Raw genomic sequence first — 20,712 nt, forward strand, 5'->3', positions numbered from 1 at the left:
GTAGGGTTTATGAGGAAACAGGTTTATTCTTTATTGGTAGATAACACACCGGGCGTACTGAGCCGGATTGCGGGACTGTTTAGCCGGAGAGGATTCAGTATCGACAGTATTACTGCCGGGGTGACTGCGGACAGCAGATTTACCAGGATCACGGTTGTGGCAAGCGGCGACGAAAGGATTCTTTCCCAGATTGAAAAGCAGGTACGCAAGTTGGAAGATGTTCTGGAGATCAAGCTTCTCAATGATGAGGAGGCGGTTTACCGGGAGCTGATTCTGATCAAGATCAGAGCGGACGCGGCACTCCGTCCAGGGATTATCGCGATTGCGGACGTTTTCCGGGCCAAGATTATCGATGTGGAAAAGGAATCGCTGATCGTAGAGCTTACCGGCGCACAGTCAAAACTGGAGGCGTTTTTAAATCTGCTGGACGGATATGAGATTCTGGAGCTTGCAAGAACCGGAATCACGGGCCTTTCCAGAGGCAGTCAGGATATCGCTGATGCGGAGGAAATCCTGAGGAAGAGAGCCGAGCAGGATGGGTTCGACAGAGAATGAAGCTGAAGGGGCAGTTCCCCTTTGACGAGCTATAGTAAAAAACAGGAGGTAAAGTACAATGAACAAACCAAAAATTTATTATCAGGAAGACTGTAATTTAGCATTACTGGAGGGCAAGAAGATTGCGATCATCGGCTATGGAAGCCAGGGACACGCACATGCCCTTAATTTAAAAGAATCCGGATGTAATGTAGTAGTCGGACTTTACGAAGGCAGCAAATCCAGAGCAAAAGCAGAGGCTCAGGGATTACAGGTTATGACAAACCAGGAAGCAACCAGATGGGCTGACATCATCATGATTCTGATCAACGATGAATTACAGGCTGATATGTACAAGAAAGACATCGAGCCGAACTTAAGCGAAGGCAAGATGCTGATGTTCGCACATGGTTTTGCAATCCATTTCGGACAGATCAAAGCACCGGCAGGTGTAGATGTAGCGATGATTGCTCCGAAGGCCCCGGGACACACTGTAAGAAGTACATATGTGGACGGACAGGGTGTACCGGCGCTCGTTTGTGTAGAGCAGGATGCATCTGGAAGAGCACTGGATCTGGCTCTGGCATACGGCGCTGCAATCGGCTGTGCGAGAGCAGGTCTTCTGACAAGTACATTCCAGATCGAGACAGAGACAGATCTTTTTGGCGAGCAGGCAGTTCTCTGCGGAGGTGTATCCGCACTCATGCAGGCTGGATTTGAGACTCTTGTTGAGGCTGGATATCCGGCAGAAAATGCATACTTTGAATGTATCCATGAGATGAAGCTGATCGTTGATCTGATTTATCAGAGCGGTTTTGCGGGAATGAGATATTCTATCTCCAACACGGCAGAATATGGCGATTATATCACAGGACCAAAGATCGTCACAGAAGATACAAAGAAAGCAATGAAGAAGATTCTTTCCGACATCCAGGATGGTACTTTCGCAAAAGACTGGCTGTTAGAGAACAAGATCGGAGCACCTCACTTCCACGCAATGAGAGCAAAAGGTGCACAGCATGAATCCGAAGTAGTCGGAGCAGAGTTGAGAAAACTCTATAGCTGGGCAGAGGATGATAAGTTGATCAATAACTAGTTCCTGTATGGTCTGACAGGGGCATACTCCCCCCTGTCAGATTTTTATTGTCATTTCCATACAGATAGAATTCTATTTTAACAGATATTTTTCAAATGCTTTATGAGGGTCAAGACGCACTTCTTTAAAAAAGAGAATGATCCAGATAAGAAATGCAGGAATTGCCATATATGGCGTAAAAAAATAAGATAATACTGCCCCGCCTAACATAATGGCGGACCAGACAAAACATTGGTTTCTCATGTCACGGGCAAGTCGGGGTTTGTCATATAATGCCTGTTCCTGTTTTGGTAAAGTGTTAAACCCGGAGACAAATTTAACAGCCTTTTCTTTCAATATCGCAAAGAATACTCCTACAATAAAAAAAGGGATTACGAGAACTCCGCATGTCCAGAAACCGATATTGATATTCATCACAAAACCTCCTTTGCGTTCATCAATGACAAAAAAGACACCCTCTGACGGTGAGGATGTCTTTTTTCTTTTTCTATAAATTAAGCGATAGAATTTACAGCTTTTGCAAGGCGGGATACTTTTCTGGCGCAAGTGTTTTTGTGGTAAACACCTTTGCTTCCAGCCTTGTTGATCTCAGCGATTGCTATACTCAGCGCTTCTTTAGCAGCAGCAGCGTCTTTGTTTGCAACGGCTGTCTCAACTTTCTTCACGCAAGTTTTCACTTTAGATTTGATCGCTTTATTTCTCGCAGTCTTTGTTTCAGCAACTAAAATTCTTTTCTTTGCGGATTTAATATTAGCCATGACCTACACCTCCAACTTTGGTAATTTCGTTTCTTGCCCTTCGTCAGAGCCGGACACGGAACGATCTGACGAAGCATACTCACTTATTTTATGTCAATAAATAATTTATGTCAATACATATTTCGGCTTTTTTTTGAGAAACTATGGAATAAATGAAAAAAAGCGAGGTTTTATCATGGTTGAGAAGTATAGTATCCGGACCGATCTGGCTTTGGAGGAGAAAGAGCGATTTGAAGAAGAGAACGTAGAGGTCCAGGGCGTTGTCCTGGAGGAGGAGTACGACGAAGAGTGGGAAGTTCGGACGACAACGGTCATTATTAAGACAGAAAATGGAGCAAAGACGATGGGAAAGCCTGTGGGAACATATATTACAATGGAAGCGCCAAATCTTGCCGTTCCGGATGAGGCTTACCACCGGGAAATCTCTGTAAAGATTGCCGAATGTGTGGAAAGACTTCTGCGCCATAAATGGAAACGGCAGGAAAAGCGGGATACAGGGGAGGACGTATCGGTGCTGATGGTGGGGCTTGGAAACCGGGCAGTGACGCCGGACGCTTTGGGGCCAAGAGTGGCGGACAATCTGAATATCACAAGGCACATCGTCCGGGAATACGGAAAGTATGCTATGGGCGAGGATGAAGTGACTTTGGTGAGCGCCCTTGTTCCCGGTGTGATGGCTCAGACCGGAATGGAGACAGCGGAGATCGTAAGGGGCGTCGTGGAGGAGACAAAACCGGAGGTGATTCTCGTGGTAGATGCCCTGGCAGCGAGGAATTCCAAGCGTCTGAACCGGACGATCCAGATTACAGACACAGGGATCAATCCAGGATCCGGCGTGGGGAACCACCGCAATGCCATCACAGAGGAAAGCGTCGGGGTTCCGGTGATTGCCATCGGAGTGCCGACTGTCGTGGACGCTGCCACTATTGTCAACGACGCCATGGAGAATTTGATGAAAGAGATGGAACACTCAGAGACCCTTAAAGGGGTTGGGGTTGTACTGCAAGGTTACCATGCGGCAGAAAAATATGAGCTTGTACGGCAGTTGATTTCGCCTCATCTCAACGGGATGTTTGTGACTCCAAAGGATGTGGACGAGACAGTGAAGCGGATCAGCTTTACCATTTCTGAAGGGCTGAACCTGCTTTTTTCAGCAAAAGAGTCGAATGGAGACAGTTTGGCAAAACAGGGAGAGGAACAAGATTCAGTAAAAGCGAAGGGAAAGGAAACAAAAGGACAGGCACATAATCCGAAGAAAGCAGGCATATAGTATTAAGACACGAAAATTTGGATCATGGTTTTAAGAAAGTAGAGTGAGGTATTTGAGTGGAAAGATACGTCTCCATCATCTTCTGATCGGAGGAGTGGTGGGTGTGCTTGGCGGATATATTATTCTGGGAGGCTATGAAAGTTCAGCAGAGTTTCTACGGGCAGAAATCGGACAGACGATCCAGAAAGGGGCGGAAGCAATGTACTTTCCGACCCTTATCCGGTTCGGGGAAGAGCCGGAGGGAACAGTGGGCGAGTGGGTGGCAAAGCAGGCGATGAAGATGACACCCCTTGGAAACTACGTAAAGGCGAACGAGGTCAGCGAGACTCAGATCGAGGACACGGAGACTTACGAAATGCTTCTGAAAAAGGAAGCGGAGGATGAGAACGAAGTAGATGAGAACGGGAAACTCATTAAGAAGAATCAGGAAAGTACCACGGAAGTGCCCCACGAATCTCAGGTCAAAGGAACTGTAGACAGGGAGAAACTCAAAGACTACGAGTATCTGACGAGTCACTTCTATACGATTGACAGTACGACGATGACGAGCCCGGAAGAACTGAACGCGGAGACACTGCTTGCCAAAAATATGAAGTTTACAAAAAAGGACAACGGGCCGAAGATTCTTATTTACCACACCCATTCTCAGGAGACATTTGTGGACTCGGTGCCGGGAGATGATAAAACTTCTATTGTGGGGATCGGAGACTATCTGACGGATCTTCTAAACAATACCTATCATATCAAGACGATCCATGACCGTGGCGTCTACGATATTATCAACGGAAAACTCGATCGGAGTGAGGCATACGAACTTTCGGGGGCAGCGGCGGAAAAGATCCTGGCGGAAAATCCTTCGATTGAGGTGGTGATCGATTTACATAGAGATGGTGTGAACGAAAATACCCACCTGGTGACAGATGTCAATGGAAAGCAGACGGCAAAAATCATGTATTTTAACGGGCTGTGCCGGACGAGGGCGAACGGGGATATTCAGTATTTTAACAATCCGTACATCCAGGATAATCTGGCGTTCTCCCTGCAGATGAAACTGGATGCGGAGGAGCATTATCCGGGATTTACGAGAAATATTTATCTGAAAGGCTACCGCTACAATATGCAGCTTGTACCGAAGATGCTTCTGATAGAGGCCGGAGCTCAGACGAATACGGTTCAGGAGATGAAAAATGCCATGGAGCCGCTGGCAGAATCATTGAACCGGGTTCTGAACGGGTAAAAATATAATTTCTTGAATCGTATGTTCGATTGTGGTACACTGTTGAAAGTAATGAACTGGCAGGAACACCAGAAGAGCATAAGGAGAAAGGAAGAATACGATGGCGAAACATACGACATACGATGCGGACAGTATTGCGGTACTGGAAGGTCTGGAGGCGGTCCGGAAGCGTCCGGGTATGTATATCGGAAGTGTGAGTACGAAAGGACTGAATCATCTCGTATACGAAATCGTGGATAATTCGGTGGATGAACATTTGGCCGGATTTTGTAAAAATATTGAAGTGACACTGGAAAAGGACGGCTCCGCGACCGTTGCGGACGACGGGCGCGGCGTGCCGGTAGGACTGCACCAGAAGGGCGTGTCAGCGGCGCGGATCGTCTACACGACGCTTCATGCGGGCGGGAAGTTTGACGACTCCGTTTACAAGACAAGCGGCGGGCTTCATGGGGTGGGCTCCTCCGTTGTCAATGCCCTTTCCGAGTATATGGATGTGCAGATCAGCCGGGACGGAGCGATCCACCACGACCGCTATGAGCGGGGCGTACCGGTGGTGAAACTGGACAAGGGGCTTCTTCCGGTCATTGGAAAGACGAAAAAAACGGGAACGAAGATCAATTTCCTTCCGGATGGCGAGATTTTTGAGAAGACGAGATTCCGGGAGGAGGAAATCAAGAGCCGCCTTCACGAGACGGCCTATCTGAATCCGGAGCTGACGATTTATTTTACGGACAAGCGGAAAGATCCACAGGAGGAGATCACATACCACGAGCCGGACGGACTGATTGGATTCATTAAGGACTTAAATTCCAAAAGTGAGCCCATTCATGACCCGGTGTATTTTAAGGGCGAGGCCGAGGGAATCGAAGTAGAAGCAGTTTTCCAGTACGTCAACGAATTCCATGAGAATATCCTTGGCTTCTGTAACAATATATACAATGCGGAGGGCGGCACACATTTGACCGGGTTTAAGACGACGTTTACTACGGTGATGAACCAGTACGCAAGGGAAATCGGCGTGCTGAAGGAAAAAGACGCCAATTTCACCGGAGCCGACATCCGTAATGGTATGACCGCCATTATTTCTGTCAAGCACCCGGATCCAAGATTTGAGGGGCAGACGAAGACAAAGCTTGACAATCAGGATGCGGCCAAAGCAGCCAGCAAGGTGACAAACGACGAGATTGTACGCTATTTTGACCGGAATCTGGACGTTTTGAAAAAAGTGCTTTCCTGTGCGGAGAAGGCGGCGAAGATCCGAAAGACCGAAGAAAAAGCAAAGACCAATCTTCTTACCAAGCAGAAGTATTCCTTTGACAGCAATGGGAAGCTTGCCAACTGTGAGAGCCGGGATCCGAAGAAATGTGAGATCTTCATTGTTGAGGGAGATTCTGCGGGCGGCTCTGCCAAGACGGCAAGAGAACGGATGTACCAGGCTATTCTGCCGATCCGGGGAAAGATTCTCAATGTGGAGAAGGCAAGTATCGACAAGGTTTTGGCGAACGCGGAGATTAAGACGATGATTAATGCGTTTGGATGCGGCTTCTCCGAAGGATATGGAAATGACTTTGATATTACGAAGCTTAGGTATGACAAGATTATTATCATGGCGGATGCGGATGTGGACGGCGCCCATATCTCGACGTTGCTTTTGACCTTATTTTACCGTTTCATGCCGGAGCTGATTTTTGAAGGACATGTCTATATTGCCATGCCTCCTCTTTATAAGGCAATGCCCAAAAACGGCAAGGAGGAATATCTCTACGATGACCGGGCTCTGGATGAGTACCGCAAGACACAGAAAGGCCCATTTACCCTCCAGAGATACAAAGGTCTCGGTGAGATGGACGCAAATCAGCTCTGGGAGACGACCTTAAATCCGAAGACCCGGATCTTAAAGCAAGTAGAGATCGAGGATGCCAGAATGGCATCCAGCGTTACCGAGATGCTGATGGGAACCGAAGTGCCCCCAAGACGGATGTTTATCTATGAGAACGCCAGAGAGGCGGAGCTTGATATTTAGCAGATGATGATCATACGAAATGAGGAAGAGACATGAGTCAGAAGGAAAAGGAACAGATCATTCGCACCGAGTATTCGGATGTGATGAAAAAATCATATATTGATTATGCCATGAGCGTCATTATTTCCAGAGCGCTGCCGGATGTACGGGACGGACTAAAGCCGGTGCAGAGAAGGACCCTCTATGATATGTATGAACTGGGGATCCGTTACGACAGACCGTACCGGAAATGCGCCCGTATTGTCGGAGATACGATGGGTAAATATCATCCGCACGGCGACAGCTCTATCTATGAGGCGCTTGTAGTCATGGCCCAGGACTTCAAGAAAGGCATGGTGATGGTGGACGGCCACGGCAATTTCGGTTCCATCGAAGGGGATGGAGCGGCGGCAATGCGTTATACCGAGGCACGGCTTGCGAAAGTGACACAGGAGGCATTCCTGGCAGACCTTGATAAAGATATCGTCAACTTTGTACCGAACTTTGACGAGACGGAAAAGGAGCCAGAAGTACTGCCGGTGCGTTTCCCGAATTTACTTGTCAATGGGGCCGAGGGGATTGCGGTTGGTATGGCGACAAGTATCCCGACCCACAATTTAGGCGAGGTCATCGACGGGGTGAAAGCCTATATGAAGAATAATGCCATCACTACAAAGCAACTGATGAAGTATGTCAAAGGGCCGGATTTTCCGACGGGAGGCATCGTTGTCAACCAGGACGACCTGGCGGAGATCTACGAGACCGGAAACGGTAAGATTAAGATACGGGGAAAAGTAAAGGTGGAAGATCAAAAAGGCGGACGCAAGCGCCTTGTGATTACCGAGATTCCTTATACGATGATCGGAGCCGGAATCGGAAAGTTTTTAAATGACGTCTGCTCCCTTGTAGAGACAAAGAAGACGTCGGATATTGTGGATATCTCAAATCAGTCTTCCAAGGAGGGCATCCGCATTGTCATCGACCTGAAAAAAGATGCTGACGTGGACAAGCTCATCAACATGCTTTACAAGAAAACGAAGCTTGAAGATACTTTTGGAGTGAATATGCTGGCGGTGGCGGACGGGAAACCAGAGACTATGGGACTTAGGAAGATCATCGAATACCATGTGGATTTCCAGTTTGAAATTACCACCAGAAAGTACAGAACGCTTCTTTCCAAGGAACAGGAGAAGCGGGAAGTACAGGAGGGGCTTATCAAAGCCTGCGACGTGATCGATCTGATTATCGAGATTCTTCGGGGGAGCCGTTCGGTCAAAGACGCCAAAGCCTGTTTGATGTATGGTATTACCGATGAGATCCGGTTCAGGAGTAAAACTTCGGAGAAGATGGCGAAGCTTCTCTCTTTTACGGAGCGGCAGGCGACCGCCATTTTGGAGATGCGTCTCTACCGGCTGATCGGGCTTGAGATCGAAGCTCTGCAAAAGGAACACAAAGAGACCGTCCGTAAGATCGAGCGATACGAGAAGATATTGAACGATTATGATGAAATGTCTGCTGTTATCATCGAAGATCTGAACCGTCTGAAAAAGGAATACGGTGTAAAGCGCCGGACTCTGCTTGAAAATGCCGAAGAAGCAGTATACGAGGAGAAGAAGATTGAGGAGCAGGAAGTGGTTTGCCTGATCGACCGCTTCGGCTATGCAAGGACGGTAGACCCGTCTGTGTACGAGAGAAACCAGGAGGCGGCGGATTTAGAAAGCCGTTATATCATCACCTGTATGAATACCGGAAAGCTCTGCCTTTTTACGGCGGAAGGGCGTATGCACCAGATTAAGGTACTGGAGCTGCCTCACGGAAACTTCCGGAGCAAAGGGCTTCCGGTGGACAACATCAGCAATTATGACAGCACCGCAGAGCATATCGTCACAGTGATAAGCGAAACGGATCTGGAAGGTGAGATGTTGATTTTTGTGACAAAGGACGGACTGATCAAACGGGTGGATGGATCGGAATTTCTCGTCTCCAAGCGGACCACTGCAGCTACCAAGCTTCAGGAGGGGGATGAAGTGCGTCAGATACTTCGTATGAACGGACAGGATTTTATCGTACTTCAGACAAAGAGCGGATACTTCCTGAAATTTATGGTGGGTGACGTCTCTGAGAAGAAAAAAGGGGCACTCGGAATCAGGGGAATCCGGCTGCAAAAGCAGGACTGCGTGGAAAATGCCTATGTCTTTGCGGAGGGAAACGAGACGAAAGTATCCTATAAAGAGAAAGAGATCTCTCTGAATCGTCTAAAGACCGGAAAACGGGATACCCAGGGAATTAAACAGCGAGGATAAAGTTTCTGAAAAGATTTTATTAAGAAAAGACACCTTCTTTATTAAAAAAGTTCTTGACTCTGGTATAATACCAGAGTTTAAGATAGAAATAGAGGAGGTGTTCTTATGTTAAAGAACAAAATGAAATGAACAGTTCAGAAACTGACAGAAGGAATCACGCTCCAGATGCTTTTCTGGATTGCTATTGGGGCGGGGATCGCTACTTTCGGAATCCACAATATTCACGAGCGGACTGGAATCACGGAGGGTGGAGTGATCGGGATGATGTTGTTCATCCATCACTGGTCTGGTTTGCCGGCTGGTTGGATTACACCGGTGCTGGATGTATCATGTTACCTTCTGGCATTACGGTTTTTGGGAACCCGTTTTATCAAGGTGTCCATCTTGTCCACGTTCTGCGTCTCCACCTTTTATAATCTCTGGGAGCTTTTCCCGTATCTTCTGCCGGATCTGTCGGATTATCCGCTGGCGGCGGCAGTCTTTGGCGGTATATTCGTAGGAATCGGTGTAGGACTCATTGTCCGGCAAGGCGGTTCCAGCGGCGGAGATGACGCATTGGCGCTCTCTATTTCCAAGGTGACGCATTGGCGGCTCTCCCGTTGCTATCTGTTCACCGATTTAGTAGTATTGGGGCTTTCGATTTCCTACATTCCGATTATTCACATCGTCTTTTCCGTGGTGACTGTAACCTTGTCATCGTTTCTTATTGATCTGGTAATGATGTACGGCAGAGACTCGCAGAAAAAAATAATCAACACATCTCGTTCCGAACAGGAATGTTAAAAAGAGGGGTTCCCCCTCTTTTTTTGCGTTTGTTAATTTCTTTTAACATTTCCCCATAAACAATAACAAGAGTTTTACATAAGCTTTACGAGACCTGGATAGAATGAAAAAGCGGAGCAGGGTATAGTATGAAAGGATGATACATGAATAGAAAATCGGAAAGAGAGAAACAAAGAAAGGGGCATTTTTTATGCTGGAGTTAAAGCATATTAAGAAATCATTCGACGGAGTTCCGGTATTAAAGAACATCAATCTTGAGATCGAAGACGGAGAGATCGTTTCCATCCTCGGTCCATCAGGATGTGGAAAAACAACACTGTTAAATATCATTCTCGGTCTGACAGAGGCGGATGCGGGGGAACTGATCTTTCAGGAGAAAGATATCCTGCACGTACCGATGGAAGAGAGAGGTTTCAATATCGTATTTCAGGATTACGCACTGTTTCCGAACTTGAATGTGAAGCAGAATATTACATACGGACTGCGTAACAATAAAAATCTCGCCACAGTGGAAGAGGTAAACGGACTGATAAATCTTCTCGGATTAAAGGAGCATCTGGACAAGAAGATCGAGCAGCTTTCCGGCGGGCAAAAGCAGAGAGTAGCGTTGGCAAGAACCATGGTGATGAAGCCCAAGATCCTTCTGCTTGACGAACCGTTGAGCGCTCTGGACGGTGTTATCAAGGAATCTATTAAGGATAAGATCAAAGAGATCGCAAGAGAGTATCATTTGACAACGATCATCGTTACCCACGACCCAGAAGAGGCGCTTACCCTCTCCGACAAGGTGCTCATTATGAACCAGGGGAATATTGCTCAGTTTGGAAGACCAGAGGACATCATCAACGCGCCTGAAGAAGATTTTGTAAAGAAATTTATCTTAAGGCAGCTCGAAATCAAGAGAAACAACATTATGATGCTTTTCAGCGAATCCGAGGCAAAAAGGTTTCAGGTGGTGTAACAATGAGAAAGAAGATCAAAGAAAAAGAAATCAAAGGGATCTATGGTATCGCGATCCTGCTCTTCCTGGCATTTTTGTTTGTACCGGTAGTTGTACTCTTCCAGCAGTCTTTGGAAGGGGAGACAGGATTTTCCCTGGCTCATTACGGAGCGATGCTTACCCAGAAAGGCTTCGGGCTTGCGGTAAGACACAGCCTGGAAGTTTCCATTGTCAGTGCTATCGTGGCAACATTGCTTGCGTTTTTGCTTGCCTATACCGTCCACTACACAAACGCGCCGGGAGGTTATAAGAAATTTATCCGGCTGGCAGCACAGCTTCCGATGCTTCTGCCGACCATCACATATGGATTTGCTATTATTTACTCCTTTGGAAAACAGGGACTTTTGACGAGACTGTTCGGCAGACAGCTTTTTGATATCTACGGATTTAAAGGGCTGGTGATTGGATATGTGATTTACACCCTGCCGGTATCCTTTATGCTTCTGTCTAATACGATGGGCTATATTGATAAGAAATTCATGGTTGTTTCCCGAATCATGGGGGATACCCCGCTAAAATCCTTTTTGCAGACAATTATCCGGCCGCTGCTCGGCACTTTCGCCACCTCGTTTGTACAGTGCTTTTTTCTCTGCTTTACGGATTACGGAATTCCGGAGTCGGTAGGAGGGAAGTACGAGGTTGTTGCCACGGTTCTTTACAATGAGATGCTTGGGAGTATCCCAAACTTCAATAATGGAGCGGTTGTGGCAGTGATTATGCTCGTTCCGTCGATTGTCAGCATCCTGCTGTTGAAATTTCTGGAACGGTACAATATCCGTTACAACAAGATTTCCACCATCGAACTTGCAAAAAATAAGATGCGGGACGTATTGTGCGTCATTGGTTCTGCTGTAGTTTTGCTCTGTGTATTCGCCATCTTTGCGGTAATTTTTATTATGCCGTTTATTCAGGAATGGCCGTACCGGGCTGTCTTTACTCTGGGGCATTTTCAGGATGTGCTTCGGGATAATACACTGACAGCAGTATATAAAAACTCCCTGTTTGTAGCGTTTCTGACCGCAATTTTCGGAACAATTCTGGCTTACGGATGTGCCCTGGTTTCTGCACGCAGCAGCCTGCGGGGTTCTGTAAAGCAGGTGATAGAGAGTACGGCACTCATTACCAACACCATTCCGGGAATGGTGATCGGTATTGCTTATATGCTCGTGTTCTCTGGAACAACGTTGCAGAATACATTTTTCCTGATCATCATCTGTAACATGATCCACTATTTTTCGACGCCGTACCTGATGATCAAAAACGCGCTGCTGAAGTTAAATACTTCCTGGGAAGCGACAGCGAAGCTTTTAGGAGATTCCTGGGGCAAGACATTACTTCGGATCATTACACCGAATATGTCCTCCACCCTGATGGAAGTCTTCGGATACTATTTTGTAAACGCCATGGTCACCGTCAGTGCGGTCATTTTTATCGCCGGGGCAAGAACCATGGTTATCACAACGAAGATCAAAGAATTGCAGTACTTTATGAAATTCAATGAAATCTTTGTGCTGTCTATTCTGATCCTTCTGACGAACCTTTGTATGAAGGGAGTATTATTCCTCCTTTCAGATAGAAAAAAATCCGAATCGAAAGTGAAAAAGGAGAAAAACATTATGAAAATGAGACAGGTAACTGCAATGATGATGGTATGTCTGGTAGCAGGCTCTTTGATGCTTGGAGGATGCTCCGCAGGAGACTCGAAAGCATCCGGATCTTCAGACGATCAGGTCATTATTTACTCCAATGCGGATGAAGAGGCGGTTGACGCCATGAAGGAGACGCTGGACGCGAATGGATACGAGGGAGAATATATGTTCCAGACCTTTGGAACGTCCGAGCTTGGCGGGAAGCTGATCGCAGAGGGCAAGAATCTGGAGGCAGATCTGGTTACGATGAGTTCGTTTTATCTGGACAGCGCCCAGGAACAGAATACGATGTTTCAAGATCTGACCTTTGATTATACGACGATCAGCGAGAATGACGCTTCTGATTTCTATGCGCCGATCACAAAACAGGAAGGGGCTATCATCGTCAATACGGAACTGTTAAAAGAGAATCATCTGGATACACCGAAGAGTATCAAAGATCTGGCAGACGAGCAGTATAAGGATCTGATTTCCGTGACGGATATTAAGAGCTCTTCTACTGCATGGCTTCTGATCCAGGCGCTGGTAAGCGAGTACGGAGAAGATGGGGCAAAGGATGTTCTGAAAGGGATTTACGCAAACGCAGGAGACAACATTGAAGATTCCGGTTCCGCACCACTGAAGAAAGTACGTGCCGGGGAGGTGGCAGTCGGATTTGGACTGCGGCACCAGGCGGTGGCAGATAAGGAAGACGGACTTCCAATCGATTATGTAGACCCGACAGAAGGAAATTTTTCTCTGACAGAGTCTGTGGCAGTCGTGGATAAAGATAACGGAGACAAGGCAGACAAAGCCATGGAGATGGCGCAGTGCATTATTGAAAAGGGAAGGAAAGCACTGCAGAAAACCTACCCGCTTGCGATTTACGAGGGCGAGAAGGATTCAGACAACAAATCCGCTTACCCGAAAGTATTCTCCGAGAAGCTTACGGCGGACTTACTGGAAAAACATCAGGAATTATCTGAAGCCTGCAAATAAATATTGCAGGAGGTAATATTCAGACGACAGACTGTCAGAGGCACCTTTCTGACAGTCTCTGCCTGCGCCTTAGACGCAGAATATATCATATGGAAGAAAGGAATAAATACATGAAGAACTACAAATTACTTACACCGGGACCGCTCACTACAACCGAAACAGTAAAAAAGGAGATGCTTTTTGACCATTGCACATGGGATGACGATTACAAACAGATCACCCAGGAGATCCGCAGGGAACTTCTGAATCTTGCTCATGTTTCCGAAGAGGAATACACGGCTGTTCTTATGCAGGGCAGCGGGACATTCGGTGTGGAATCCGTTTTGACCAGTGTGATCGGAAAAGAAGAGAAGCTTTTGATTGCGGCGAACGGTGCGTATGGCAAACGGATGGTTTCTATTGCAGAGCACGCATGCATTGATTATACTTTGTATGAAGAAGATTTTGATAAAGTACCTTGTGCCCGGAAGATTGCGGAGATTCTTGACGGAGACGGACGCATCACGCATGTGGCGATGGTACATAGCGAGACAACGTCCGGAATATTGAATGATATCTCTTCCGTGGCAAAAGTTGTAAAAGAAAGAGGCAGGACATTCATCGTGGATGCGATGTCAAGCTTTGGCGGTGTAGACATTCAGGTAGGAGAGCTGGGAATTGACTTCATCGTCAGCAGCGCCAATAAATGTATTCAGGGCGTACCAGGATTTTCTTTCATTATTTGCAGAAGAGATAAGCTGATGGAAAGCAAGGGTAAAGCAAGAAGCCTTTCTCTGGATCTTTATGATCAGTGGGAGACTATGGAAAAGGATGGAAAATGGAGATTCACGTCTCCGACCCATGTAGTGCTGGCGTTCCGCAAAGCGCTCGATGAGCTGAAAGAAGAGGGCGGAACCGAAAAGAGAAATGAGCGTTACACCCAAAATCATAAGATCCTTATTGAAAACCTGGCAAAACTGGGCATCAAACCGTATGTCGGAGCAGATGTTCAGGGACCAATTATTACGACTTTTTATTATCCGGAAAATCATCATTTCTCCTTCCAGGAGATGTATGAGTATATTAAGGAGAGAGGATACGCCATCTATCCGGGGAAAGTGACAGACGCAGACACATTCCGTATCGGAAATATCGGGGAGATTTATCCGGAAGATATGGTGAAGGTGACAGCAATTATTTCAGAATTTTTAAAGGAGACGAACTAAGATGAAATACGAAGCAGTGATTTTTGACTGGGCAGGAACAACAGTAGATTATGGGTGCTTTGCACCGGTGCAGGCCTTTCTTGACGCTTTCCATGAGTACGGGATCGACCCGACGATGGAGGAGGTCAGAGGACCGATGGGAATGTTGAAAATCGACCACATCCGTACCATGCTTCAAGGAGAGCGTATCAGCGCTCTCTGGCGGGATAAATATGGCAGAGACTGGACAGAAAAAGACGTTCAGGATGTTTATGAACTCAGCGAAAAAAAGATTCTGGAGATCCTTCCGGACTTTGCGGATCCGAAGCCATACGTGACAGAGACAGTCGCAAGCCTTCGGGAAATGGGAATGAAAATTGGCTCCACCACAGGCTATACAGACGAGATGATGTCCATTGTTGTGCCAAAAGCAAAAGAACTCGGATATGAGCCGGACTGTTGGTTCAGCCCGAATGCGGTGGGAAACTACGGGCGTCCATATCCGTACATGATCTTTAAGAATATGGAGACGCTTGGGCTTTCCGATGTGAGGGCGGTCATCAAGGTGGGAGACACGGTATCTGATATCCGGGAAGGCATTCATGCGGGCATGAAAACTGTCGGCATTGTGGAGGGAAGCTCTGTTCTTGGACTTTCCAAAGGAGAGTTTGACGCTCTTACAGAAAAAGAGCAGAGGGAACAGTACGAAAGAGCCGAGAAGATCTACAAAGAAGCGGGAGCGGATTATGTGATCCGTGATATCCGTGGACTTCTTGATATCGTAAAATAAGTCCCTATTCAGCCAAATATCCTGAATAGTTACTGAAATAAAAGGCAAAACCCCTTGATTTTGTCATAAAAACGTGCTATAGTGCATATAGTTACATAAGAAATCGGCAGAAGAGTGGACGTTATGTTCACTCTTCTTTAGTGCTTGGCGGTTTTTTATTGGAATCCGGGAACTTTGTTCCTTATATTAAACAAAGAAAGGATGTTAGGATTGTCAAAAAGAGAAGACTTTGAGCAAAGAACAGAGGAATTGCTGATTCCGATCCTCGAAAAGTATGAGTTTGAACTGGTTGACGTAGAATATGTGAAGGAGGCAGGAACCTGGTATTTAAGAGCTTACATCGACAAGCCGGGGGGGATTGCGATTAACGACTGCGAAGTTGTCAGCCGGGAGCTTTCCGATCTTCTGGATCAGAAAGATTTTATCGATGACAGCTATATCCTGGAGGTGAGTTCACCAGGGCTGGGAAGACCGTTAAAGAAGGAGCGGGACTTTGCAAGAAGTATCGGTGCGGAAGTGGAGATCCGGACATATAGGATGGTAGAAGGCCGCAAAGAGTTTACAGGAGTGCTTGAAAAGTACGATAGTGAATCTGTAACGGTTTCTTATGAAGATGGAACAAAACAGAATTTTGACAGAAAAGAGATTGCACTGATCAGGCTGGCATTTGATTTTTAGTATTATTTAGGAGGAAAGGAAAAAATGAGTACAGAATTAATGGAGGCTCTTACCATACTGGAACAGGAAAAAGACATCAGCAAGGAAACGATGCTGGATGCTATTGAGAATTCCCTGATGAACGCCTGCAAGAACCATTTTAAAAAAGCGGACAATATTAAAATCGTGATGAACCGGGAGACTTGTGATTTCGCAGTTTATGCGGAGAAGACCGTTGTGGAGGAAGTTGACGATCCAGAAGAGCAGATTAGCCTTGTGAACGCAAAAATGATGGACTCTAAGTATGAGCTGGGCGACATTGTCCAGGTGCCGATTGATTCCAAGTCCTTTGGCCGGATCGCGACGCAGAACGCAAAGAACCTGATTCTTCAGAAGATCAGGGAAGAAGAGCGCAAAGTTGTTTACGACCAGTACTTCGAGAAGGAAAAGGATATCGTGACCGGAATCGTGCAGCGCTATGTAGGACGTAATATCAGCATCGACCTTGGTAAGGCGGATGCAATGCTCACAGAAAATGAGCAGGTCAAAGGTGAAGTATTCAAGCCGACTGAGCGGATCAAACTTTATGTGGTGGAAGTGAAGAATACGACAAAAGGACCGAAGATTCTCGTATCCCGTACTCATCCGGAGCTTGTAAAGCGTCTTTTTGAGTCCGAGGTGACAGAGGTAAAGGATGGCATCGTGGAGATCAAGAGCATCGCAAGAGAGGCTGGATCCCGTACAAAGATTGCCGTATGGTCTAACGATCCGGACGTTGATCCGGTAGGAGCGTGCGTTGGGATGAACGGACAGAGAGTCAATGCGATTGTTAATGAGTTAAGAGGAGAGAAGATTGATATCATTAACTGGAGCGACAATCCGGCGATACTTATTGAGAATGCATTAAGTCCGGCGAAGGTGATCTCCGTGGCGGCGGATCCGGAGGATAAGACGGCAAGCGTGATTGTACCGGATTACCAGCTCTCTCTGGCCATCGGCAAAGAAGGACAAAATGCGAGACTGGCTGCGAGACTGACCGGATACAAGATTGATATCAAGAGTGAGACTCAGGCAATCGAGTCTGGAGAACTTCCGGCAAACTATATGGATTTGCCGATGGAAGAGGGCGTATATGAGTCCGACGTCTATGAGGATGATTACGAAGACGATTACTATGAGGACGACGCTGTCTACGAAGAAGAAAGTTACGGGGATGAAAGTGATGAATAAGAAGATCCCGATGCGTAAGTGTGTCGGATGCGGAGAGATGAAGAATAAAAAAGAGATGCTGCGCGTCATTCACACAAAAGAAGGAGAATTCCTTCTGGACGCTACTGGAAGAAAGAACGGAAGAGGAGCCTACCTTTGCTTTTCCAGAGAATGTTTTCTAAAAGCAGTAAAGAATAAGGGCCTGGAGCGCTCTTTTAAACAGGCGATTCCAAATGAAGTATATGAACAGCTGGAAAAGGAGATGGAGCAGATTGAAACGGAATAAAGTTCTGTCACTTTTAGGTCTGGCTACCAGGGCGGGGAAAATAAAGAGCGGAAGTTTCCTGACGGAGCAGGCAGTGAAGGCCGGTAAGGCTTATCTCGTCTTGATTGCGGGAGACGCGTCGGAGAATACGAAGAAAAAACTAAGCAATATGTGCAGTTTTTATGAGGTCCCGGCCCGATTTTACGCAGATCAGGATACCCTTGGCCATGCAATAGGGAAGGAATTCCGTGTCAGCGTCACGGTGACGGATGCGGGATTTGCAGACGAGATTGAAAAACAGCTGAAAACAGAAGAAGAGAGAAATTGCATATAGGAGGTAGTTGGATGTCGAAAGTGCGAGTACATGAATTAGCAAAAGAGATAGATAAAACAAGTAAGGATATTATGGAATATCTGAATGGAAACGGGGCGGATTTAAAAAGCCATATGAGTTTCCTGACAGATCAGCAGGTGGAAGCTGTAAAGAAGAAATTCGGAAAAGCCGCTCCAGCCGGAGATGCTCCGAAGAAAAAGACCATCGTGCAGGTATTCCGTCCGCAGAATACCCAGGGAGGCCAGAGACGCCAGGGAGGAAGAGGCGGTCAGAGACAGACTCAGGCAGGAGCAGACAGCAGACCAGGCGCAAATCGCGACAGAAAGGAAGGATCTGTATCCGCTCAGGAGCGAGGGCGCGACAATAACCGTCCGGCAAAAGACCGGGATGGCAATCGTCCGGCAAGAGATTTCCGTGACAGGGACCGCCAGGGTCGCGATGGCAGAGACAAAAGAGATGGAAGAGATCGCGACAGCAAGGATAAAGAGCGCCAGGGACGTGATTTCCGCGACCGTGACGGAAGAGACAAAGATCGTCAGAACCGGAGTCAAAGAGATGGTAAGGACAAAGACCGCCAGGGCAGAGACTTCCGTGATCGCGACCGTCAGGGCAGAGATAATAGAGACGGAAGGGACCGCGATGGCAGAGACAGAGACCGTCAGGGACGCGAGCGTGACCGCCAGGGCAGAGGAGGAAGAGACGGAAGAAATAACGGACCATCCATTCCGGCCCCGATTGTGGCAGAACAGAAGCCGCAAAGGAGATCCCAGAAGGATAATTATAAGAAAAAAGAGTATGACCGTGACGAGGAGCGGGAAGGCAAATTTAGTCAGAAGCAAGGCAAGGGAAAGAAAAATCAGCAGCCTGTGATGGAAAAACCACAGCCGAAGGAAGAGAAAAAGGAAGAGCAGATTAAACAAATCACGATTCCGAAGATGCTCACAATTAAGGATCTTGCAGATGCGATGAAGATCCAGCCGTCGGCAATCGTCAAGAAGCTGTTCCTCCAGGGCAAGATAGTGACGGTAAATCAGGAGATTGATTTCGAGACTGCGGAAGAGATCGCGATGGAGTTTGATGTACTCTGCGAGCAGGAAGTAGAGGTCGATGTGATCGAAGAGCTCCTCAAAGAGGAGGAAGAAGACGAAAAGAAGATGAAGAAACGTCCGCCGGTTGTCTGTGTCATGGGACATGTGGATCATGGTAAGACCTCCCTTCTGGACGCTATCCGTGATACAAACGTTACGGACAGAGAGGCAGGCGGAATCACACAGCACATCGGTGCCTCTGTAGTGAATATCAACGGCGAGAGCATTACGTTTCTCGATACACCGGGACATGAGGCATTTACAGCGATGCGTCTGCGCGGAGCCTGCTCTACAGATATTGCGGTTCTTGTCGTAGCAGCGGACGACGGTGTTATGCCGCAGACGGTGGAGGCGATCAACCATGCCAAAGCAGCAGGCGTTGAAATTGTTGTTGCCATCAACAAGATTGATAAACCAAGCGCAAACATTGAGCGTGTCAAACAAGAGCTGACCGAGTACGAGCTGATTCCGGAAGACTGGGGCGGAAGCACCATCTTTGTTCCGGTATCCGCGCACACGAAAGAGGGAATTCCGGAACTTCTGGAGATGATTCTTCTCACAGCGGAAATGTTGGAATTAAAGGCAAACCCGAACAGAAGGGCAAGAGGCCTTGTCATTGAGGCGCAGCTTGATAAAGGGAAAGGACCGGTTGCGACTGTTCTCGTACAGAAAGGTACGCTTCGTGTTGGAGATGCTATTGCCGCTGGATCTGCGTTCGGTAAAGTCAGAGCCATGATGGACGATAAAGGAAGACGTGTTAAAGAAGCAGGTCCATCCACACCGGTTGAGATTCTCGGATTTAACGAGGTTCCAAATGCCGGAGAAGTTTTTGTTGTAAGCAAGAACGAAAAAGAAGCAAGAAGTTTTGCGGAGACCTTCATTTCCCAAAACCGCATGAAGATGTTGGAGGAGACGAAGTCCAAGATGTCTCTTGACGATCTGTTTAATCAGATTAAAGAGGGAAGCTTAAAAGAGCTGGATATCGTTGTCAAAGCCGATGTACAGGGATCTGTAGAAGCGATGAAGCAGAGTCTTCTTAAGCTTTCCAACGAAGAAGTTGTTGTTAAGATTATTCATGGCGGCGTCGGAGCTATTAACGAGTCCGATGTCACGCTGGCATCCGCATCCAATGCCATTATCATCGGATTTAACGTGCGTCCGGACGCGGCGGCAAAGGAGACTGCGGAGAGAGAGAACGTAGACGTCCGTCTGTACCGTGTCATCTACAATGCCATCGAAGACGTGGAAGCCGCTATGAAGGGGATGCTCGATCCGGTATTCGAGGAACAGGTTCTCGGTCATGCGGAAGTACGTCAGACATTCAAGGCTTCCGGAGTCGGTACAATTGCTGGTGCTTATGTGCTGGATGGTATTTTCGAGCGCGACTGTTCGGCAAGAATTATCCGTGACGGAATCGTCGTATTTGAAGGAAAACTTGCTTCTCTGAAGCGTTTCAAAGACGATGTCAAAGAAGTGAAAGCCGGTTATGAGTGTGGTTTTGTATTTGAAAAGTATAATGATATCAAAGAAGGCGACCAGGTAGAAGCATTCAAAATGGTAGAAAAACCAAGATAG

General features: G+C 47.1%; 18 protein-coding genes. 16 read left to right on the plus strand and 2 right to left on the minus strand.

The annotated features are described in order from the left end of the window. Positions 1 to 9: 9 nt before the first annotated feature. Both ilvN and ilvC read left to right on the plus strand, forming a co-directional pair. Positions 10 to 555: an acetolactate synthase small subunit gene (ilvN, locus tag AOA56_RS05420; RefSeq protein WP_024732228.1), complete on the plus strand. Its 546-nt coding sequence runs from the start codon at positions 10 to 12 to the stop codon at positions 553 to 555. A gap of 58 nt (positions 556 to 613) precedes the next feature. Further along, positions 614 to 1,630, plus strand: a complete 1,017-nt coding sequence (ilvC, locus tag AOA56_RS05425; RefSeq protein WP_048621561.1) for a ketol-acid reductoisomerase — start codon at positions 614 to 616, stop codon at positions 1,628 to 1,630. Positions 1,631 to 1,702: 72 nt separating this feature from the next. Here the strand turns inward: ilvC and AOA56_RS05430 are convergent, their stop codons facing one another. Then, on the minus strand, positions 1,703 to 2,044 hold the full coding sequence (locus AOA56_RS05430) for a DUF3784 domain-containing protein (RefSeq protein ID WP_155200433.1): 342 nt from the start codon (positions 2,042 to 2,044) through the stop codon (positions 1,703 to 1,705). A gap of 80 nt (positions 2,045 to 2,124) precedes the next feature. Then, a complete protein-coding gene (rpsT, locus tag AOA56_RS05435; RefSeq protein ID WP_024732231.1) occupies positions 2,125 to 2,388 on the minus strand; it encodes a 30S ribosomal protein S20 in 264 nt (87 codons plus the stop codon). A 175-nt stretch (positions 2,389 to 2,563) separates the two neighbouring features. Between rpsT and gpr the strand changes: the two genes are divergently transcribed. The 14 genes from gpr to infB all read left to right on the plus strand — a co-directional run bounded on the left by gpr (position 2,564) and on the right by infB (position 20,712). Continuing rightward, positions 2,564 to 3,658 (plus strand): GPR endopeptidase, encoded by a 1,095-nt coding sequence (gpr, locus tag AOA56_RS05440; RefSeq protein WP_024732232.1) that lies wholly within the window; start codon positions 2,564 to 2,566, stop codon positions 3,656 to 3,658. A 52-nt stretch (positions 3,659 to 3,710) separates the two neighbouring features. Then, positions 3,711 to 4,895, plus strand: a complete 1,185-nt coding sequence (gene spoIIP / locus AOA56_RS05445; RefSeq protein WP_024732233.1) for a stage II sporulation protein P — start codon at positions 3,711 to 3,713, stop codon at positions 4,893 to 4,895. Positions 4,896 to 4,995: 100 nt separating this feature from the next. Continuing rightward, on the plus strand, positions 4,996 to 6,918 hold the full coding sequence (locus AOA56_RS05450; protein WP_024732234.1) for a DNA gyrase/topoisomerase IV subunit B: 1,923 nt from the start codon (positions 4,996 to 4,998) through the stop codon (positions 6,916 to 6,918). 32 nt (positions 6,919 to 6,950) lie between these two features. Then, positions 6,951 to 9,200 (plus strand): DNA gyrase/topoisomerase IV subunit A, encoded by a 2,250-nt coding sequence (locus AOA56_RS05455; RefSeq protein WP_024732235.1) that lies wholly within the window; start codon positions 6,951 to 6,953, stop codon positions 9,198 to 9,200. Positions 9,201 to 9,365: 165 nt separating this feature from the next. After that, positions 9,366 to 9,983, plus strand: coding sequence for a DUF6198 family protein (locus AOA56_RS05460; RefSeq protein ID WP_117493563.1), 618 nt, complete (start codon positions 9,366 to 9,368; stop codon positions 9,981 to 9,983). Between the two features lie 190 nt (positions 9,984 to 10,173). Further along, a complete protein-coding gene (locus AOA56_RS05465; protein ID WP_024732236.1) occupies positions 10,174 to 10,944 on the plus strand; it encodes an ABC transporter ATP-binding protein in 771 nt (256 codons plus the stop codon). Between the two features lie 2 nt (positions 10,945 to 10,946). Next, positions 10,947 to 13,610, plus strand: a complete 2,664-nt coding sequence (locus tag AOA56_RS05470; protein WP_053769126.1) for an extracellular solute-binding protein — start codon at positions 10,947 to 10,949, stop codon at positions 13,608 to 13,610. Positions 13,611 to 13,720: 110 nt separating this feature from the next. After that, complete coding sequence (locus AOA56_RS05475) at positions 13,721 to 14,815, plus strand: 2-aminoethylphosphonate--pyruvate transaminase (protein WP_053769127.1); 1,095 nt, start codon at positions 13,721 to 13,723, stop codon at positions 14,813 to 14,815. 1 nt (position 14,816) lies between these two features. Then, positions 14,817 to 15,584 carry a phosphonoacetaldehyde hydrolase gene (gene phnX, locus AOA56_RS05480; RefSeq protein ID WP_024732238.1) on the plus strand — a complete coding sequence of 256 codons (768 nt, stop codon included), beginning with the start codon at positions 14,817 to 14,819 and terminating at the stop codon, positions 15,582 to 15,584. Positions 15,585 to 15,794: 210 nt separating this feature from the next. Beyond that, positions 15,795 to 16,262 (plus strand): ribosome maturation factor RimP, encoded by a 468-nt coding sequence (gene rimP / locus AOA56_RS05485; protein ID WP_053769149.1) that lies wholly within the window; start codon positions 15,795 to 15,797, stop codon positions 16,260 to 16,262. A 24-nt stretch (positions 16,263 to 16,286) separates the two neighbouring features. Continuing rightward, complete coding sequence (gene nusA / locus AOA56_RS05490) at positions 16,287 to 17,471, plus strand: transcription termination factor NusA (protein WP_024732240.1); 1,185 nt, start codon at positions 16,287 to 16,289, stop codon at positions 17,469 to 17,471. Continuing rightward, entirely contained in the window at positions 17,464 to 17,736 is a 273-nt protein-coding gene (rnpM, locus tag AOA56_RS05495; protein WP_024732241.1) for an RNase P modulator RnpM, read from the plus strand. Before nusA ends, rnpM begins: the two co-directional genes overlap by 8 nt. Then, on the plus strand, positions 17,723 to 18,049 hold the full coding sequence (locus AOA56_RS05500; protein ID WP_024732242.1) for a L7Ae/L30e/S12e/Gadd45 family ribosomal protein: 327 nt from the start codon (positions 17,723 to 17,725) through the stop codon (positions 18,047 to 18,049). Before rnpM ends, AOA56_RS05500 begins: the two co-directional genes overlap by 14 nt. Positions 18,050 to 18,060: 11 nt before the next feature. Then, positions 18,061 to 20,712, plus strand: coding sequence for a translation initiation factor IF-2 (gene infB, locus AOA56_RS05505; protein ID WP_082349873.1), 2,652 nt, complete (start codon positions 18,061 to 18,063; stop codon positions 20,710 to 20,712).

It is taken from the genome of Sellimonas intestinalis, assembly GCF_001280875.1.
In the GTDB taxonomy this organism is placed as follows: Bacteria; Bacillota; Clostridia; order Lachnospirales; family Lachnospiraceae; genus Sellimonas; species Sellimonas intestinalis.

Bases quoted from the DNA above. Each gene is read 5' to 3' on its own strand.
- ilvN (WP_024732228.1), top strand. From the start codon at position 10: ATGAGGAAACAGGTTTATTCTTTATTGGTAGATAACACACCGGGCGTA.
- ilvC (WP_048621561.1), top strand. From the start codon at position 614: ATGAACAAACCAAAAATTTATTATCAGGAAGACTGTAATTTAGCATTA.
- AOA56_RS05430 (WP_155200433.1), bottom strand. From the start codon at position 2,044: ATGAATATCAATATCGGTTTCTGGACATGCGGAGTTCTCGTAATCCCT.
- rpsT (WP_024732231.1), bottom strand. From the start codon at position 2,388: ATGGCTAATATTAAATCCGCAAAGAAAAGAATTTTAGTTGCTGAAACA.
- gpr (WP_024732232.1), top strand. From the start codon at position 2,564: ATGGTTGAGAAGTATAGTATCCGGACCGATCTGGCTTTGGAGGAGAAA.
- AOA56_RS05450 (WP_024732234.1), top strand. From the start codon at position 4,996: ATGGCGAAACATACGACATACGATGCGGACAGTATTGCGGTACTGGAA.
- AOA56_RS05455 (WP_024732235.1), top strand. From the start codon at position 6,951: ATGAGTCAGAAGGAAAAGGAACAGATCATTCGCACCGAGTATTCGGAT.
- AOA56_RS05460 (WP_117493563.1), top strand. From the start codon at position 9,366: ATGCTTTTCTGGATTGCTATTGGGGCGGGGATCGCTACTTTCGGAATC.
- AOA56_RS05465 (WP_024732236.1), top strand. From the start codon at position 10,174: ATGCTGGAGTTAAAGCATATTAAGAAATCATTCGACGGAGTTCCGGTA.
- AOA56_RS05470 (WP_053769126.1), top strand. From the start codon at position 10,947: ATGAGAAAGAAGATCAAAGAAAAAGAAATCAAAGGGATCTATGGTATC.
- AOA56_RS05475 (WP_053769127.1), top strand. From the start codon at position 13,721: ATGAAGAACTACAAATTACTTACACCGGGACCGCTCACTACAACCGAA.
- phnX (WP_024732238.1), top strand. From the start codon at position 14,817: ATGAAATACGAAGCAGTGATTTTTGACTGGGCAGGAACAACAGTAGAT.
- nusA (WP_024732240.1), top strand. From the start codon at position 16,287: ATGAGTACAGAATTAATGGAGGCTCTTACCATACTGGAACAGGAAAAA.
- rnpM (WP_024732241.1), top strand. From the start codon at position 17,464: ATGAATAAGAAGATCCCGATGCGTAAGTGTGTCGGATGCGGAGAGATG.
- infB (WP_082349873.1), top strand. From the start codon at position 18,061: ATGTCGAAAGTGCGAGTACATGAATTAGCAAAAGAGATAGATAAAACA.